14 protein-coding genes are annotated in these 17787 nt (G+C 53.5%); 6 read left to right on the top strand and 8 right to left on the bottom strand.

Annotation, left to right across the window (positions count from 1 at the left end):
- Positions 1-173: 173 nt before the first annotated feature.
- Positions 174-1727, top strand: coding sequence for a hypothetical protein (locus PSR63_RS26995; RefSeq protein ID WP_274329263.1), 1554 nt, complete (start codon positions 174-176; stop codon positions 1725-1727).
- Here the strand turns inward: PSR63_RS26995 and PSR63_RS26990 are convergent.
- The 5 genes from PSR63_RS26990 to PSR63_RS26970 all read right to left on the bottom strand — a co-directional run bounded on the left by PSR63_RS26990 (position 1724) and on the right by PSR63_RS26970 (position 7791).
- A complete protein-coding gene (locus tag PSR63_RS26990; protein WP_274329261.1) occupies positions 1724-2977 on the bottom strand; it encodes an outer membrane beta-barrel protein in 1254 nt (417 codons plus the stop codon). The genes PSR63_RS26995 and PSR63_RS26990 overlap by 4 nt on opposite strands.
- A gap of 126 nt (positions 2978-3103) precedes the next feature.
- Entirely contained in the window at positions 3104-4054 is a 951-nt protein-coding gene (locus PSR63_RS26985) for a cation transporter (RefSeq protein ID WP_274329259.1), read from the bottom strand.
- A 73-nt stretch (positions 4055-4127) separates the two neighbouring features.
- Positions 4128-5486, bottom strand: coding sequence for a serine hydrolase domain-containing protein (locus PSR63_RS26980; RefSeq protein ID WP_274329257.1), 1359 nt, complete (start codon positions 5484-5486; stop codon positions 4128-4130).
- A gap of 47 nt (positions 5487-5533) precedes the next feature.
- Entirely contained in the window at positions 5534-6565 is a 1032-nt protein-coding gene (locus PSR63_RS26975) for a linear amide C-N hydrolase (RefSeq protein WP_274329255.1), read from the bottom strand.
- A gap of 113 nt (positions 6566-6678) precedes the next feature.
- A complete protein-coding gene (locus PSR63_RS26970) occupies positions 6679-7791 on the bottom strand; it encodes a hypothetical protein (RefSeq protein WP_274329254.1) in 1113 nt (370 codons plus the stop codon).
- Positions 7792-8028: 237 nt separating this feature from the next.
- On the opposite strand from PSR63_RS26970, the gene PSR63_RS26965 reads away from it, so the two are divergent.
- Genes PSR63_RS26965 through PSR63_RS28325 form a run of 3 tightly spaced genes read left to right on the top strand, consistent with a single transcriptional unit; the run spans position 8029 to position 12234 of the window.
- Complete coding sequence (locus PSR63_RS26965; RefSeq protein WP_274329252.1) at positions 8029-8628, top strand: sigma-70 family RNA polymerase sigma factor; 600 nt, start codon at positions 8029-8031, stop codon at positions 8626-8628.
- The gene (locus tag PSR63_RS26960; RefSeq protein ID WP_274329251.1) at positions 8625-11888 is read left to right on the top strand and encodes a protein kinase domain-containing protein; all 3264 of its coding nucleotides are present in this window, start codon (positions 8625-8627) and stop codon (positions 11886-11888) included. The genes PSR63_RS26965 and PSR63_RS26960 overlap by 4 nt, the downstream gene beginning before the upstream one ends.
- 37 nt (positions 11889-11925) lie before the next feature.
- Positions 11926-12234, top strand: coding sequence for a phage minor head protein (locus PSR63_RS28325; protein WP_443111072.1), 309 nt, complete (start codon positions 11926-11928; stop codon positions 12232-12234).
- A gap of 38 nt (positions 12235-12272) precedes the next feature.
- Here PSR63_RS28325 and PSR63_RS26955 read toward each other — a convergent pair whose 3' ends face one another.
- Together PSR63_RS26955 and PSR63_RS26950 are read right to left on the bottom strand one after the other, a co-directional pair.
- Positions 12273-12827 carry a hypothetical protein gene (locus PSR63_RS26955; protein WP_274329250.1) on the bottom strand — a complete coding sequence of 185 codons (555 nt, stop codon included), beginning with the start codon at positions 12825-12827 and terminating at the stop codon, positions 12273-12275.
- Positions 12824-13828, bottom strand: a complete 1005-nt coding sequence (locus PSR63_RS26950; protein ID WP_274329248.1) for a hypothetical protein — start codon at positions 13826-13828, stop codon at positions 12824-12826. Before PSR63_RS26950 ends, PSR63_RS26955 begins: the two co-directional genes overlap by 4 nt.
- A 401-nt stretch (positions 13829-14229) precedes the next feature.
- On the opposite strand from PSR63_RS26950, the gene PSR63_RS26945 reads away from it, so the two are divergent.
- The gene (locus PSR63_RS26945; protein ID WP_274329246.1) at positions 14230-14718 is read left to right on the top strand and encodes a hypothetical protein; all 489 of its coding nucleotides are present in this window, start codon (positions 14230-14232) and stop codon (positions 14716-14718) included.
- Positions 14719-14987: 269 nt separating this feature from the next.
- Here PSR63_RS26945 and PSR63_RS26940 read toward each other — a convergent pair whose 3' ends face one another.
- Positions 14988-16499: a sulfatase gene (locus PSR63_RS26940; RefSeq protein WP_274329245.1), complete on the bottom strand. Its 1512-nt coding sequence runs from the start codon at positions 16497-16499 to the stop codon at positions 14988-14990.
- Positions 16500-16938: 439 nt separating this feature from the next.
- On the opposite strand from PSR63_RS26940, the gene PSR63_RS26935 reads away from it, so the two are divergent.
- The gene (locus PSR63_RS26935; protein WP_274329244.1) at positions 16939-17739 is read left to right on the top strand and encodes a bestrophin family ion channel; all 801 of its coding nucleotides are present in this window, start codon (positions 16939-16941) and stop codon (positions 17737-17739) included.
- Positions 17740-17787: the final 48 nt, after the last annotated feature.

The following is a 17787-nucleotide window of genomic DNA, read 5'->3' as shown; positions in this document are numbered from 1 at the left end:
CCCTTACGAGCTAAGTATCCCTACCTTCAGCCATCCGGTTTTCAGGCCCCATTTCACCAACGATAGCAGCTTTTCTACAGGCCCCCTAAAATCGGCAAAGTTTGCCCAGCCTGCATGACGATCAAAGTTATAGCGTTGTGCTGTAAGTGTATTGTGCTAGCTGGGGAAGGCGAGTGTTTGGACGACCATCTCTCTTCATCGTTGCCATTGTGTTGGTGATGCCGTCTCTTGTGCTAGCTCAGGCTCCGTACGGTCAGTTTGATCATGGTTACCAGGAGCCAGGCATCGCCGCGAATGCTTACCAAGCACCTACTTGGCAGCAGTTGGATAGTATCAACGCTCGTCTTGAAATGCTGGAAGCGGAGAACCGTCGCTTGCAGCAGATGGTGGCTGAGTCGGCAGCACGGTCGTCGGCTGGAACTGATTCTCCCGAGCAGGTTGAACGGGTTGGCTACTTCAACGAGAACGCCTCAGTTTACGGCGCACCGACAGCCGGCGGTGCCTGTCCCGATTGTGGGAAGGAAGCTTGTGCCGGCATGCCGCACCTGTGTAGCTTCTGCCTGGAAAAAACGTCGTGGAACAAAGCTGGCGGATGGCGGATTGTGCCGTCTGGACGATTGCGTGGCGAGTTCATTTACTCGTCCGCACCCTACGTCAACGACGCGATTGTCGCGTTTCTGGGGCCTAATGTTCCTGGGGTCAGTGAAGATTCCTATTCGATCCACGCCAAGCAGTCGCAGCTTAACTTTGCCGTGACCGGACCAGCCTGGGGAGAGTGGCAGCCAGGGGGCGTCATTGCGACGAACTTTATGGGATCACAGCCACTGCGCAACTTTTCTGGTGTTAACACCGTTCTGGCCTATGGTGAGTTCAAAAGCGACCAGTGGCGTTTTGCGTTCGGCCGGATGCTTGACCTGTTTGGCCCCATCACCCCCTCGACGGTCAATGGACTCCAGCAGCGCGGGGCCGGCAATATTGGTATCTATCGCGGAGCTTTTCACGTCGATCGATATCTGACGGTTAGCGATACGATGCGGTGGACCATCTCAGGTCGACTGGCCCAGCAGGACATCAGCGATTATCAGGGGATTCCCAGCGTCCGAGGTAAAGACAACGGTTGGCCAAATATCGAAGCTCGGATCGGTGTCGAGCTTGGGGAGATGTGTAGCTTTGGACGCCCGTTTGAGATCGGAATTTCCGGCGTGATGGGGGAAGTTCAAGCAGTTCAGGATCCGTTCATAGAGTTTGACCCGGACCTTATCTACTATCCTGGTGCCGACGAGATCGAGCAAACGCGAGGCGTCTGTCTGGACCTTCAATGGCGGAGGCCTAAGTTCGGTGCGCGTGGTGAAGTGTGGTGGGGTAAAGCAGCCGGTACCTACTTCGTTGCCACGCTGCAAAGTCTTAATCCCGAAACCGCACAGGCCGTTGAATCGGTGGGCGGTTGGGGAGAGATCTATTACAAAATCACTCCATCCGTTACGACGAATGTCGGCTACGGCATCGACGACCCCAACAACTCCGATTTGGGATTCGTCAATCCGATGGATCCCAATATGGTTGGGCAGATCAGCTACAACGACGTCGCCTGGTGGAATGTCATGTGGAACGTCACGAGCTACTTCGATGTTGAGCTAGAGATTAGCCAGCGTCGCACTCGTTATCTGGTTGCCGATGCAGCTAATGATGGAACGTTATTTCACTTCGCCTCGACGCTCAAGTTCTAGAACGTGAAGACGCAGTCGAGTCCCACCGTCAGCAGGTAGGTCGAAGAGCCAGAGACTCCTCCGTTGTTGCTGTTGAATGGCTGGCCTTGTCCCTCGAACCAGTCGTAGCGAACTTCTGGACGAATGGTGACGAACTCGTTGGGGAACCAGTTGAGGCCCAACGTGGCCTCGTAGTACGACCCGGCCCCCGCACCATTGACTGCGACACGCTGACCATCGGTATCCTGGAACCAATCCAGTCGCAGGCCCGTTTCCCAGCAATCGTTAATTTCGTAGTAGAGGTAGCCGGTCAGTGAATACCAGTGGTTGTTGCCGTCGCCGATGCCTGTATTACTTCCAACCGTGTTTTCGATAACGAACGTAGTTCGCTCGGTGACATCGTATGTAAAGATGATCGCGTGTGCGTAGAGAAGCCCTTCGCTACTGGGTACGCCATCTTTGGCGGTTCCGTCCCCCAAATCACCGGCGGAAACATGGTAAGTCAACGACAGGTCGTCAGTCGGGTACCAGGAAATGCCCCCGATGAACATCGAAGCGCCAAGATAGTTCGACCACCAGCTATTCCAGCCCATCGACCAGCCGGCATCGATTGTGATCTCATCGGTCAAGGCCGAACTTACTAGTACACCCGAGTGCGTCCCAGGCACACCGTAACCGAACGCATAGTTGTGCGAGTAGAAGAAGTTGTCAATCGATTGGCCGGCCTCGAATCCTTGTAGGCCGAGGAAGTAGCCAACGGTCATCGTCCACTGATCAGTACCGACCTCCGCGTATAGCTGCGGGATGGACGAACCGTAGTCGCGCGATGTATTCCAACCGAAATCCCACCCTTGGTCACCGCTTGTTTGGAAATCGGGACCATCGGCACCAAAGACGTAGTCGAGGCGAACACCCCAGTCCAGACAACGATCCTCGGTGTTGATCGGTTTTTCAGCGTAAAGCCAAACCTGGTTGAATACAGGCGAGTCGGAGACGTTGTTAAACGGAAGCGGAGCGTTGCCGTTTCCGCTGCGATTTCCAAATCCATTGGCGGTAAAGCCGGCCGACGCCCAGCCACCGATCTCCACAGGCCCTTCATACTCCTCGAACAATATCCAGTGGGCTCGCGGATCGTGGACCTCTTGCCAGTTGATGTTCCAGTTATCACCGCTATCAAGCCGCTTCACTTCTTGCGCATATGTAGCGCGAGAGGCCAAGCAAAGGCTTAGCCCTGCTAGCAATGCGAGGCGAGCATAAATCCAAGACGTCATGGGTGATGGTAGATGGGAAGCGGCAACGACTGCGAGGAAGATCTTCCTACATTGAATGTCGGTTCTGGAGGCTAGCCTAAGCCATCTTGGGCAACCTATCCGGCAAGCCTGACCTAGGCCGTTCCATCAGACGTCCGTCTTCGGCGTTTCATAAGGCGCGTGCGCGGTGACGATTACCTCGGTTTTCACGATGCCAAACGCTTCCAGGCAGTTGGTCGCGAGCTTGTCGCGGAAGGTATCAATGTCTTCCGCACTGACCGCTGACTTCGGTTTGAGGTAGGCAATCACGAAGTAGGTACGGCCGAGCTTGGTTGTCGAGACAGCCAGAACTTCGACGGACTGTCCGTTCGCGGCTTCATCGACCAGCGAGCGGGCTTTCTCACAGACATCGTCAGGGGCGGTACCGCCGGCGATCTCATGCAGGGCATCGAGAAAGATCCGCAGCGGCTGGCCGATAATGAACGCGCACATCGCGATCACGATGATCGAATCGGAAACAGGTACCACGAAGTCGAGCGCCGTTCCTTTGAGAAGGGCCGAGCCAACCAGTCCCCCGCCTGCCCCGGCACTGATGATGCCATCGACGACCGCGGCCTTCGCTTCCGTTATCAATAGCGCGCTCTGACTGCCGGTGCGTTGCCAGTTCCAGTAATGCCAGCCGGCAAGGCCAAAGCACAAGACGACCATGGCGATCATATAGTAGATGATCGGACCAAAATTCAGCTCAGGCACTTCGCCGCCAGAAGCATACGTCACGATCTTCGAGATCGCACCGAAGACCGCAAATGAGATAATCCCGATCAACACAAGCGCGCGGTACTTCACGTAGATCGCTTCGTACGCTTCGTAACCAAAGGGATAGCATGCGTCTGGCGGAGACTGGATCGACTGGCTGATTCGCGCCGCAATGATGGCGGAAAAGAAATTCACGCCGGAATAGACGCCATCGACCAGCAGGGCATCGGAATGGGAAGCATACGCCGCCGAGATGCCTGCTACGCCCATAACCAGATTGGTCCACTTGCCAAGTTGAAGCGATTGCTGCTCGATGGCGACAGGGTCTAAATTCGACGGCATAGTCCAACGACGTCCTCAAGTGTTCGGTGGGCCACCCATTCTCTCATGCGTGGCCCACCTGGTTTTCACGGAGCTATTTACCGCTCAAATAGCGAACGATCCCATAGAAGCCTTCAAGGTTGTACCCATCAAGATAGGTGTCCTTGGAAACAGGCATCGAGCCGAGTTTGACGATGGCGATGTCATGGTTCCGGTCGATGTAGATCCACTGGCCGTGAACGCCGATTGCCATGAATGCTTCCATGCCTGGCGTGTGCTTGACCCACCACTGACCGCGATAACTCCATTCCCCCTTCTTATGAACGACGTCGTCGGAATCGGGGCCTGTGTCGAATGCCTCGATGCTGCCACCCTTGGCGATCGTGTCGACAACCGAAGCAGGGATGACTTGCTTGCCATTGAACTTGCCGCCGTTAAGCATCATCATCGCGAACCGGGTCAGGTTGTACGGTGTGGCATTCAGGCCGCCGCCGGCAACTACCGTGGCGTCGTTGTCCATCAGCACGTAAGTTTCCCCTTCGGTGCCGATCTTCGACCATACCTCGTCGTAGAGTGCCTTCTGGAAGGAAGCGTTATTCGCGCGGTTGGTGACCCAGTTTACCACGTCGGTCTTCGGCGTCTGGTAGTGGAAGATTTCGCCGTCTTTGTGGGCCTTGTCGGCCTTGAGCGTTACCAGGTAGTCGTACAGGCTGGCCGGGTATTCACGTCCTTCCTGTTTGGGCTTCCAGCCCAATACAGCGACATAGGTCATGATGCCTGAATTGGGATCGTCGTAGACTTCGGAGAAGTCCATCGAATTGGTCATGTTGAGAACCTGGCCGAAAGTGGCCTTCGCGAAAGCTCCATCTTCCACATCGAGTTCTGGCACATATTTTGTAACCAGATCGCTCTCTTTTGCGTTGCCATTGGCCACGGCGATCAGCCCAAGGAGCCCGCCGAACGACTTGGTGGCCGACATCATCTGATGGGGCGTATTGGGGGTCATGTCGTTGAGGTACTTTTCGTAGACGATCTGGTCGCCGCGGATCACGACGATGGCGTCGGTCCAAGTCTCCTTCAGGAAGTCGGCCATCTTCTTTGTCTTTCCAGTACCTGGCTCATTGATCTTAACGCCGTTTTCGATCGTCCAGTCGATGGTTTTGCCAAGCGGCACCGGCTTATCTGCGGCTGGGACATTCGCCGTTGGGTAGAACATCCGCATGTGCTGATAGGCCCAACGATTAAATGGTGGATTCTGAATCGCATTGGCCTTGGTAACGCGTTTCTCCAGTGGTGGCGGGAAGCCTTCCATCAGTCCCAGTTCCTTCGCACTGGCATACTTGTCCTGAGCTACCGCTGGCGATGCGATGAGAACAACGCCCATCATCTCGACAACGAGCAAGGTGGCAAGCAAAGACTTGGTGAGACTGCTTGCGGAAAGAGAAATATTCATCGGAGTGTTTCCTTCTTGGTTGTGGCTCGTGGTGAAACGTGTGCAAGTTATTTCACAGGCTCAAAAGCCTGCGAGACTTCACCGACAAGGTTGGGATTGCGTGGATCGATTTGCTTCACAGGTTGTCCTTCGGAGAAATCCAGATTCTCCAATTTGACCCAAACGATGTTCGGGTTTTGTGTCCAGTCGAAGTAAAACACTTTGTTCGTCAGGTCCGTCACCGAGGTATACCAGGTAGGACCGTACTCATCGGCATCAAATGGAACTTGGATGGTTCGGGCAATGCCCAGGACCTTCGCTGTGGCATCGTCAGCGCTGGCTGGCTTCTTCATACGGCTTAGGAAAGTTGCCGCACGGATAAAGCGGTCTGGCGAGTCGGTCGTTCCGGGCAGCATTTCCTGCGTGCCGCCAAAGTCCTTGTACTCCTTCAGGTTTTCGATATGGACGTGGTAGGCGGGCTCGTTGGTCATCACCGTGTACTGTTTGCCATGGTGAATGACGAGTTCTCCGTCGACGAACTCAAAGATTGCCGAGTCGCCGGTTGGGTCTTCGACGGCAAAGTGAGCCCCCAGTTCTTTATCGCCAAGCTTCACGGGCTTGACGCGAACTTTTTTCATGGCGTCGACCGCTTCCTGAACGTTTGCGCAGTTATCCAAAAAATAACGGCCCAATCGCATGTAGCTTACCGGCGGCAGATCGCTTGACTCGTCGGTTGGATAGACCGTGTCTCCCATGTACAGCCCGTGGATGGCCAATCCCTTTTCGTTGATTCCTTCGACCGCTCCATCATCCACGTAGTCAAAACCGTAGTGATCGTGGATATAGGGACCGATCGTGCAGACCAACGATCCATACTTGGAGGTCCACTTCGGGCTGTCCTCGAAACCACCGTTCATTTCCTGACCTCGTGGAATCACCATGAGGTAGTCTTCAAAGCTGTGTGCCCAATCGAGCGTTCGAGCGGTCACCATGGCGACGCCGTTGTCGTTCCAGAAAATCCGGGAACAGGCGTTGGCACAAGGAACGGCCAGCAAAGTTGCGATGCCAAAGGCGATTACGGTAAAACAAAACTTTCTCATCTTAGAACTCCTTATAGGTGTGCTTGCAACGAGGACGCGTTCGCGTCGTGGTTGTGTTGGTTAAACGAATGTTAGAAGTTGAACGTGAATCTCACTGCCGGTGGCAGTCCACTTTAGAAATCGTCGAAGCTACCGAAGTCGTCTCCTCCAAAGTCGAAGTCAAAGTCGTCGCCACCAAAGTCTCCGAAATCGTCGTCGCCAAAGTAGCCGCCGCCGAAGTCGCCGACATCCACGTCAAATGATCCGTCGTAGCCTCCGAAGTCATCGAAGTCGCCAAGGTCGTAGCTGTCATTGTCGATTTCAAAATCGCCGACGTCAAAATCTTCCGCGAAGTCGAGACCATCGATATCGAAGCTGTCATTGCCATCCAGGTCGCCCAGGTCGACGTCTTCGAAGTCAAGGTCCTCGGTGTAGTCGAGGTCACCCAGATCGACGTCGACATCATCTTGCCAGAACTCTTCGTTATCGATTTCAGCGAAGTCGCCGGTAACGTTTTCCCATTCATCCTCCGAGATCAGATCACCTAGGTCGGCCTTTGCCTGGTCCCAGTCTTTCTCATCGGCGGTCTCGATTTCCTTCCAGTCGGCGTCACTCAGTTTAGCCAGGTCATCGAAACCTTCGCGGATGTCCTTCTTGTAAAGCTCGGGAATCGGTTCATCCTTCAGCCACTTCTCCAAACGGTCCCAATCTTCATCTTCACGGGCACGAATTAGCAGTTCCCTCAGCAGGTCGCGATCGCGTTCATCGCGTACGAACTGATAGATCCGTCCGGCTCCATAGACAGCGCGTGCCAGGGGTGACCAGCGATTGCGGTCGGCGTTGATCGGCAGTCGCCTGGCAGGCCGCTGAATGATTTGTTGCCGGACAACCTTAGGGCTAGATGGTGAACTTATCGTTGGTGTTGTCGACTTCTTCAGCTCCGTCAGGCTCCAACTTCCACGTTTGAAGTTGAACGCGTACTTGCCGGCCTTGGTGATCGTTTCCTTGCGCCATCCTTCCTTGGTGTTTCCCGACCAGACTTCGATCGTGACGGGGTACGATTTGGGAGAAAGTAGCGAAGCCTTGCCAGGTTTGATCTCTCGGCGTGTTTCGCCCAGGCGGACGGTTGCCGGATATCGATCGAGATTCGCCAATACGACCTTGTTCGAGATATCCGGGGCGGCAAACAGCGTAGATGGCAACAACATTACCGTTATCAGGACGGTAACAAGAAGCTTGCGTGTCATAACAGATACTCCTCCGCGTACTTACCCACCTGGCAAGAGAAGACTTGCCAGTAAGTATTGTTCTGAGAGGCCGAATAACCTCCCTCCGAAGAGATACACGCAGTCTAGAGCTCAAAGGTGAAGCGATCACCCGGTTTTTCTTGAAGAAAGTACCGTGAAATCAACGCGGCGAAGTCTCTGAATCGATTTCAGTAGGTGCTATACTTAGAAACAGTAAGGGGTTACGTCGAGGGCGCGATGATCGCTGCCCGTGCGGGAAAAGCCAAGCCTATGTCTTCCGAAGCCACACTTATTCTCTCCGCAATGTCCGCGGGCGATCGCAGCGGAACCGATCGTCTTATCGAGTTGGTCTATGGCGATTTCCGGCAATTGGCGAACAAGTATCTTGGGCATGAAACGCGAAGCAACACGCTTCAACCAACAGCCGTGGTGCACGAGGTCTTCCTGAAGCTGGTCGACCAGGACAAAGTCGATTGGCGAGGCCGTTCCCACTTCTTTGCGGTCGGAGCGACGGCCATGCGGCATCTGCTGGTCGATCATGCTCGCCGCAAAGGTGCCCAGAAGCGGGGAGGAGAACGACAACGCATTGCACTGGACGAGGATCTCATCGTCTCGCCTGAAAGCGACGAAGACGTTCTCGCATTGGATGAAGCTTTGAAGAAGCTGGCGGCCATCGACAGCCAACGTGCCCGGATCGTCGAGCTGCGGTTCTTCGGCGGGCTGACCAATGATGAGGTCGCCGAAGTGCTTGATGTTTCCAAGAGAACCATCCAGAAGCAATGGGCAGGCACACGCGTCTGGCTGCGAAGTGAGTTGTCGGAGCCAACGGAAGAATGACTGCCGATCTTGTAAAACGTGCCCTGGAGATTGTCGATGATGCGATCCTGCTCGACATGCAACAGCGGAAAGATTTCATCGTCATCGCATGCGGCGACGACGCGGCCTTGAAGGACAAGGTGAACCATTTCCTTCAGTTTGAACAAGGCATTTCCATCGCCGCGTCCACCTCCGGAGAGATTGTTGTTGAGTTGCCAGACGACTCGCGATCTCCCTCGCGGTACGGATTAGGCGAAGAGATTGCACGTGGCGGCATGGGGGTGGTCTACTCGGCCCGAGACCGTGACCTGGAACGGGACGTTGCCGTCAAAGTTCTCCATGAAGGCCAACTGACCAATTCAGATGCGCTCCGACGATTTCTTTTTGAGGCGAGAATCGGCGCACGACTACAACACCCAGGCATTGCCCCGGTGTACGACCTTGGTTTGTTGGCACCGAACAAGCCGTTCTTTGCAATGAAGCTCGTCCGAGGCGAAACGCTCTCTGCGTTGCTTTCACAACGCACAACGCTCGACGAGGATCGTTCGCGGTTTCTGTCGATCTTCAATCAGATCTGCCAGACCGTTGCCTATGCTCATTCGGTCAACATCATTCATCGTGACCTGAAGCCTGACAACGTGATGGTGGGTCAGTTCGATGAAGTTCAGGTCATGGATTGGGGGCTGGCAAAGATACTGTCTGACGATGGCGAACCATCGGAGGACATGGGTACGAACGCTCTATCCAATGGGAACGCCAGTCACGCAAAGGACGTTTTGGTGGAGGACTTATCTTCCAGCGCACAAACAATGGCCGGCACGGTGATGGGCTCACCGTCGTATATGCCGCCTGAGCAAACGGTGGGCGAGCGTGGTAAACCATCGGACGTCTTCGCCCTGGGGGCCGTTCTCTGCGAGATATTGACCGGCACGCCCCCCTACTCAGCCGAGTCGCCGATCGAGACGCTCGCCTTGGCAACCAAAGGAGACATGGGCGAAGCACTGAAGAAGCTCAGCCAACTGGAACATGTCGAAGCGGATCGAGAACTCGCTCGCATCGCTATCAAGTGCCTCGCAATCTCCCCTGGCATGCGTTACCCCGATGCCAGCTACCTGGCCACAGACGTCGCCGGCTATTTGAGTTCGGTCCAGTCCCGCCTGCGAGAGGCAGAGGTTGCTGCCGCCAAGACCGAAACCAAGTTGGCCGAGGAACGCAAGCGACGTGGGATCGTCGTGGGGCTCAGCTCTCTGATTGGTATCGCGGTCATTGTCTCACTGGCCGGATTGAGCTGGGCTCTCTTGCTTCGAGCGAAGAATGCCGAGAGTGATGCTATCCACGCCCAGCAAATGGCTGCCAAGGCCGAAGAGATTTCCGCCCAGACACAAGCGTTAGCCCATGTTGAGGAGCAGGAAAGACTTCGCAAGAGCGAGGTGGAGTCGGAGTTCAACACGGCGATTCTTGAGGCAACCCGGCTCTTCGAGCGCGCGAAAGCCGCACCGCTCAATATGCAGGAGGTGTGGGACGATGCGCGAGCCGCGATCGCACGCGCCGAAGCGGTGGTTGAGCTAAATCCAGATGTCCCATCGCTCGTCACAGAACTAAAGGCCGTAAAGGATTCCTTTCAGTCGACCGAATCCGAGTTGAAAATCGCCTTAGCGGTGACCCAGGCCCGTAACGAGACCTTCGATGATCCCGAGTTCGTCCCGTGGGGCGATACCCGGCCCAAGCTAACGAAGCTGGATCGAGTGGTTAGCGACAACGGCTTTCATCCCGATTCGCACGCCGACGAACCGATTATCATTGAGCGTATTCGTACACTACCGTGGGCCATTCGCGAACAGTTGGTCGGAGCGATGGACGAGTGGTGTCTCACGGCAGACGAATCACATCGAGAGACTTTCACGAAGATTCTGCACGAGTCGGACGATAATGCGCTGCGAAAGCAATGGAGAGCCGCGTTCACTGAGGGAGACGATGACGCTTTGAAAGAGGTGTTTGCCAATCCGAAAGCGAGACAACTTCCGACTCGAACGATCGTAAATCTCATTCGCTCACTAGAGGAACACGTCGACGCCAACACGCGAATAGACTTCCTTCAGAGGTTTTGGTCGGTCCATCGAAACGATGCCTGGTACAACTACCTTCTGGCGGACCTCTTGCAATCGAATAACCGCACTGCGGAATCGATCCCGTATTACCACGCGTTTCTGATGGCGCGGCCCAATCATCGTGCCCGCGTCTTCCTGGCCTACGCCCAAATGCGGCAAGGAGATTTCAACGAAGCCACCGTGCATCTCAAAGCAGCACTGTTTGACCGCCCCGACAATCTGGCTTACCGCAACCTGTTCACCTATGCCCTCCTGCGAGCCGATCGACAGGAGGAAGCCGTCTCGTTCTGTGAGGTCTCATTGCGGGTTCGTCCCGACGACTGGTATGCCCGCCTCTCGCTGGCAGCCGCGATGGTAGAGCTTGGCCAATATGACCAGTCGATCGAACATCTTAAGCTGCTCGAAGGAAACGTACCGCAGGAAGCCATCTGGCAGGTCCAAGTGCTCTTGACAAAGGCCTTGCATGCCAGTGGCAACAAGGAAGAATCTTTGGCAGTCTTCGAGAAAGTCGACATGACCAACCCTATTCTGGCCGGCCGACTCGCAAAGACGATCCATGACGTTGCCTTAGACCCGAAGGTGGCTAAGGCAAATGCACCGCCTGCCGACACTCCCACGGAAAACGCCGCCAACTGGCAGCCGGTCGTCTCAACGGCCGCTCGAACCTATTCGGGGGCAAAGCTGGTTTCCGAAGAGGATGGATGGTTCCAGATCGAAGGCGACCGGCAAGCCTACGACGCTTACATGATTCCATTCGAGGCCAAAGTTGTCACAGCAATTCGGCTGGAACTCGATACTGATGAGGAAGAATATGAGCTAGGAGAAATCGCAATGGAGTTGGTAGACGGCCAATCGCCATCCCGACCAGTCCAACTCCCATTCTGCCGCTGCTACGACCAAGGGCAATCGACCGCCCTGCCGATCGAACGCTCCATCGATGGCAACCTAAAAACTGCCTGGCAAGTAAACGCAGCTCACAGGGCCGTCTTCGTCCTCGATGCCCCCATCAAACTGCAACCGGGACAACACCTGAGATTGAACCTACGACATGGTGGAAACACCGGAACACCCATTGGCCGCTTCCGCGCTGAGTACAACGATCACCCTTTTGAACTGGAGCTCAACCTACCGACTTTGGTGCTGTCGGATCATCTCTTGAGCTTTGGCCGGTAAAATTTTGACTTGTAGAGTCGTACACAACTACGGCTAGATGTCCAGGACCCGAGCCATCAGGATCGCACGCACAGAAGTTCTCGGCGCCATGAATGGCGGCCAAGTCGCGGGTATTGCTCAGATCGAGGCCGAGTCCGGTTTGCCCATGACGAAAGAATTGCTTTCAGTTCACGGCTCAACCACTCGGGAAAGCCACAGCGAGGCCGATGGCCAAGAGGTTCCCGTTGCCGGGGATTTCATCGTAGGTGGCCACTCTTGCCGCTTCCCCGGCGATTGGCGGCTACCAGCGGCCGAGAGGGTGAATTGCCAGTGTGGAGTTTTGAGTGCGTTCCTTAATCCCCAATAAATGGCGCGTTTGTCGGCATAGAGTTAAAGCCATTAGCCTCATTTGTTAGATTGGTCTTCACCTTCTTCTTGTGTCAGCTTAGCCAATTCCTCTTGGCGCCGCCGCTCTCGTTCGGCACGGTCGGATAAACCAACTACAAGCTCTTGTTGTTGATGCCAGTCGAATAATGCAACGATCAAACACATGCTCATATTTATCAAGCAAAAGTAGCCTATCACACTAAGGATAGTGCGTGTACTCCCTGAAGTGCCCTCCAGAATCGCAGCAGGAATTTGAAGTATTACGCCTGACGCGACGCCAATTCCCAGGCTTTGAAACATTCGCATTTTACGACGTTTCACTTGATCTCGCAGTTTAGAGATATCGGAAAGGCGAAGCCCCTCATTGATTGATACCTCAGCCCAGCCACGAATGACCCAAAGAGCAAGTCCCGAAAAAACGGTTAGAACGACCGACAGGCGAGTGAAAATGCTTGCTTCATTTGCACTGGTTAGGCCAAGCTCACGTCCTCCCCAAGACAACCCCCATGCGGCTGCTGTGACAAGAAGGCAGTAAATTACCCATTTTACGATTTGTACGATCCGCCAATTCATGAGGAACTAACTCGATTTTGCTCCAAGAGTTCTTTCAACCATTCATGCATCGATTCCCAAAGTTGATCTCGGTTCGGCAATTTTGAGGTAGGGTTAGTACCAATTGCAATGGACTTTGACAACTTCAAATCATTTTTGGTAATGACGCCTCCATCTTTAGTCTTGATTTTGTAATCAAGTTCGTCGTCTACATGGCGGAGCTTCTGAGCTACTTCATCAAGCAACTTCGTCGAGTCGTCGCTTCGCCGCTTCTTCCACTTCAACTCCAGGTTAACGACAAGCTCACGGTTCATGGCAATCTCATCAGGGCTAAGTCCGTCAGGAAAACCGAGGGCCTCGGGAAGGAGTGCTTTTAAGACATCCATCCCGAGTCCTTTCAGGAAGATTCGAACATCTTTTACACCGTGGTCCTCAGTTGTGACGATGTTCCCCGATTTTTCATCACCTCCAGGATGCTTTGCGACAAACTCAACAGGAGCGCTCATCTCGATTGAAGTCGCATCCGAGACGTTGCCAGTCTTGCCCATGGGCGGCTGATCTTGAAGTTCCACAAATTGTTCATCTTTCAGTTGCCCTGTCTGATGTAGCAACCAGTTGAGATACGCTTCAAACTGTGCAACTCGCAAACTCGTTGACTGGGAGATAATTACGTGATTCTCTAAGATCGCGAAATAAAAAATACTATGGATGAAGTCCGATCCCTCAGGAGGAGCCATACCTTGAAGCGGTAGGCTTTCGAGTTTCTTCTCGAATTTGGTATACGGTTGGGCGTGTCCCTTCGTGTAGTCCAATAGTTCACCTACGCGCATGCTTTTGTAGGGACCGTGGTAATTGATTAGTCGCGTTACCCCAGCGACTGCGTCTAGCGTATGGCAACGATCGAAGGCTGCGTTTTTCTTCTTAATTGCGGATTGAACGAGGCTCTGTAACGTTCTTGTGGTCTTGTCAGCGTGGAATTTAGCGACTTTGTATTTGAGCGTTTTGTTCGTGTTACTTGCCATAGCTGTTCAGAGTTGCCTTGCCAGTTCTAGGTAAAATGCGAAGGGGGTTAGTATCCCGCGCAAAGAGGTAGGCTTCAAGCTTCTGAGTATCAGCAAGTTATATATGCTCAAAAGTAGTATCAATTTCATTGATACTTTCATTAAATGCCAATTCTCAGCGATCTCGAGTACACGTTTGGTCATTGGATCACTAGGCCCTTAAGGTTTGATCGAGAAATGTGCACGACTGTATCGAGCCACCATTTGATTAGCCCTAGCTTCCAGCTACAATCTGCGAAGTGTTCCCCCTCATGCGGGGGTATTTGGAGGCTTCTTAGGCAAGGGCAAATCTAAAGATGTCCAATTTTGGTGATCGAAGTCGAAATTCTGAGCCAGATGTATGGGGTGGCTCACGAAGCTCCATGAGGAAAAACAAGGAGTTGATGGCAGAGGCCGCAAGGCAACACCTTGCTAGGCAGAAAGAAAGAGTTCAAGAGGAGAAGAAAGAGCCAGCATCAGGAGCGGTGGCACCGGTACCCGAAGCCAAGGACCGTCCCAGGACATCTAATTACCCAAATCGCGAGTCGAAAACGTCTGGAGTTTCGGACGATCAAGCCGCATTGATTGTTATTCTCGTTGGTGGCTTCGGCTCGATAGCGTTAGTCATGCTTGTCGCTCTCCTGATCTCCTATCAAGGATCGTGGCAGCAAAAACAAATCAACTACGAATATCAAAGCCAGGAAGAACGGTCGTACCAAAAGAAAAAGGCGGAAGAACGTCAAAAGGCAAAGGATTTCGTCTATGAAAAGTTGCGTGACAGCGGGGTAGAAAGCGATGAGGCAAGTAAGTCAGCCGAAATCATAATTCAGATGCATGAACGAGACATGAAACTACGGACAGAGAAGCCGTAGCTTGGCCGTCTTTGACCGCTGGTGTGGCAAGTCTTGATTACCAAACTAAAACCAAACCGTTACCAAACCAGAACCAAACTAAAAGCGGCTTTCGTCAGATTCGCGTAGACCCTTACAGGACCGGAAACCCTGGAAAAACCAGGGTCTCCAAAGTCCTAAAGGCACCTGCAAAACCCTAGGAAGGTCCTCATAATCCCTTGGTCGCGGGTTCAAGTCCTGCCTGGCCTACCTTTTAATTTTGATGCGGAAGGTGCTTGGTTTCGTCGAGTTCACTCGTTTCGTTTATGCGGCTTGAGATTGACGTAAGACTTTAAGTCTGCTGACAGTCTTGCGATGGTTTCCGCGTGGTCTGGCTTGTCGGCCAGGTTGTGGACTTCGTCGGGGTCATTGTCGTGATCGTACAGTTCTCGGCCAGCCTTGCCTTCAAGCCATTCGGTGTATCGCCATCGTTCTGTTCGTATCGAATACCCCCAGGCATTCTTGTTGTGCCAGACCTGTGTGACGGCAGGTTTGTCCCACTTTGCTTCGGCTGGGTTTGCCAGAAGAGGTCGTAGCGACAGGCCTTCCAGGTTCGATGGTGGGGTGAGTCCACAAAGGTCGGCCAGAGTTGGATAGAGATCGAGCAGCTCGACGGGCTTCTTAGTTGAGGCCTCCTGCGTCAGTCCCGGGCCGGCGATGATCATGGGCATCCGGGCAGAACGCTCAAAGGCCTTCCGTTTGTACCACAGCCCTTTTTCACCCAGAAAGTAACCATGATCCGACCAAAAGACGATCACGGTGTTGTCCATGAGATCGTGTTTCTCGAGGGCATCTAATAGTCGGCCGATCTGGGCATCGACAAACGAATTGCAGGCATAGTAGGCCTGTTTGCACTTACGGGCTTCTTCCACGGAAACGCCATTGAAATAGTACGGCCACCCCTTGAGATCACGCTGGATCGCCATTTTCGGTACGTCAGCCAGGTCCGCTTTGGCCTCCTCTAAATCGGGCATGGTAATGCCATCGAGCGGGTACAGATCGAAGTACTTCTTCGGGGCGACGTAGGGGCAATGCGGATTGAAAAAACCTGCTGCCAGGAAGAAGGGTTCATCCTTGTGCTGCTCGATTAACTCGATAATCTTCGAGGCGACCATGCCATCGGTATGCTCCTCGTCTTTGCTTTCAGGATCCCACCATGCCATGGAAATCCCTAAACCGCCCTTGCTGTAGCGGATGATCTTGTCTTCCTGCTTCGAGTCGATTCCGGCAGGGTTGTACCGCTCGACCCAGGTTGCCGGATCATCGTTGCCGTCGGTACCGATCTGCGATGGATTGCCGTAGTGGTATATCTTTCCAGCTCGAGCCGTGAAGTAACCGTTATTGCGAAAGAGCTGGCCCAGCGTTACCACATCGGGGTTCTTCTTACGAAGTTCGTGAGCAAGCGTATGCATGTCGAGCGTGTCGGGACGTAGCCCGGTCATCAGGCTCGCACGGCTGGGACCGCAAAGGGGTTGCTGACAATAAGCGTTGTCGAAGCGAACGCCCATTCTCGCGAGGCGTTCCAGGTTAGGCGTGATGACTTGCTGGTTGCCATACACACCCAGGTCGCAATTCATGTCGTCCGCGACGATGAACAGCACGTTGAGCTTGTCTTTGTCCGCCGCTTCCAGGGAGACAGGCAAAAGCATCGCGAGAGTCGTCACGAAGAACGCAAGCATCGAGAGATAGGTGGGCATGATGGTTTCACGGGAAATGAGAAAGTAGGAAGGGATTTTCACATTATCGTAGGTAATGCAGGACATGGACTACTCGTCCTCGATGGACAAGCCTATAGCTAGTCGATTCCAAATCGTGAATTGTTGGACGCACCGAATTTCAGGGTACGTTTGACGGCATCGCGGCCTGCGGCTTCGATTGTAATCGAATCATGGCCGTCTAAGCGAATATAGCTTGGTCAAATCGAATCACCAGAACCTTGATTTGCCATGGATTCAACGGTTCGGTAGCTTTTCCATTCTTTCTTTAGTGAACGCAACAACATCACCCAGGCAGACAGGACCAATCCGCTCTCCCCTTTCTTTTGGTGACACTCTATCGCGGAGAGAAGTATTCCTTGTGACAGCACCCATGTCAGCGAGATGGAATCGCGAATAGTACTTCTGAGGCGTAGTTTTGGCGATTCGAATCACTTACTGCTAAATTGGAGCAATCGGCAACGCCAACCAGATATGTGGCAATAAAATGGACATAAAGACCGTCTGGCATTTTATTCGGGGAACATCCGTCACGCGGGATGCGACTTTGACGGCGTGTGCATTTGCCTGCTACGGTCTTTTGCCGGTCTGGAAAGAAAACTCTTCGTTCCATCAAATCGCGGATCATTCTTCGGTCGTTTATGCAGGCATCGAATTCTTACTTGGGCTCTTATTAGTGCTGCGGAGCAACGCTGCCTACGAGCGTTGGTGGGAAGCAAGAACGCTGTGGGGGAAACTCGTCAATATCAGCCGTAATTTGATGATCAAAGCCAACGTCTATGCGCAACCGGAGGTGTCCGAACTAGAACAGCTGCATGGATATGTCGTTTCCTTCGCTTCCCAGTTGAAAAGTAAACTACGGGGTTCCCAGATTGCCGGTCAGGATCAGTACACGCATCTACCTAGAGACCGCTCGACCGAGATTTACTCGATGCTGGTCCGTTGGCGCGATGAGGGCAGAATCAGCGATGATGTCTTGCGGATCTTAGATAGTGAGGCACGGGAATTCATGGAGGTCTGTGGAGCGTGCGAACGCATTGCCACGACTCCATTTCCCCCAAGTTATAAAATACTCCTCACCCAAGGCGTCCTCCTGTTTATGTTGATTCTGCCGTGGAGTCTCACAACCGATTTAGGAGTGTGGCAGATTCCGGTCACATTCCTGCATAGCTATTTCTATTTTGGTCTGCTTTACTTAGCGCATACGCAGGAAAGCCCTTTCGGAGAGCACGAGGACGACTTGGACCTAGAAGGAATTTGCGACGTCATTCATACCACCTCGTATTAGCTCGCATCGCAGGTTTATTTTCCGTCAATCAGTCTTTCACGATACATT

The organism is Bremerella sp. P1 (genome assembly GCF_028748185.1).
GTDB lineage: Bacteria > Planctomycetota > Planctomycetia > Pirellulales > Pirellulaceae > Bremerella.
Note: the sequence above shows the minus strand (reverse complement) of the source record. Positions and strands in the feature narration are given on the sequence as shown.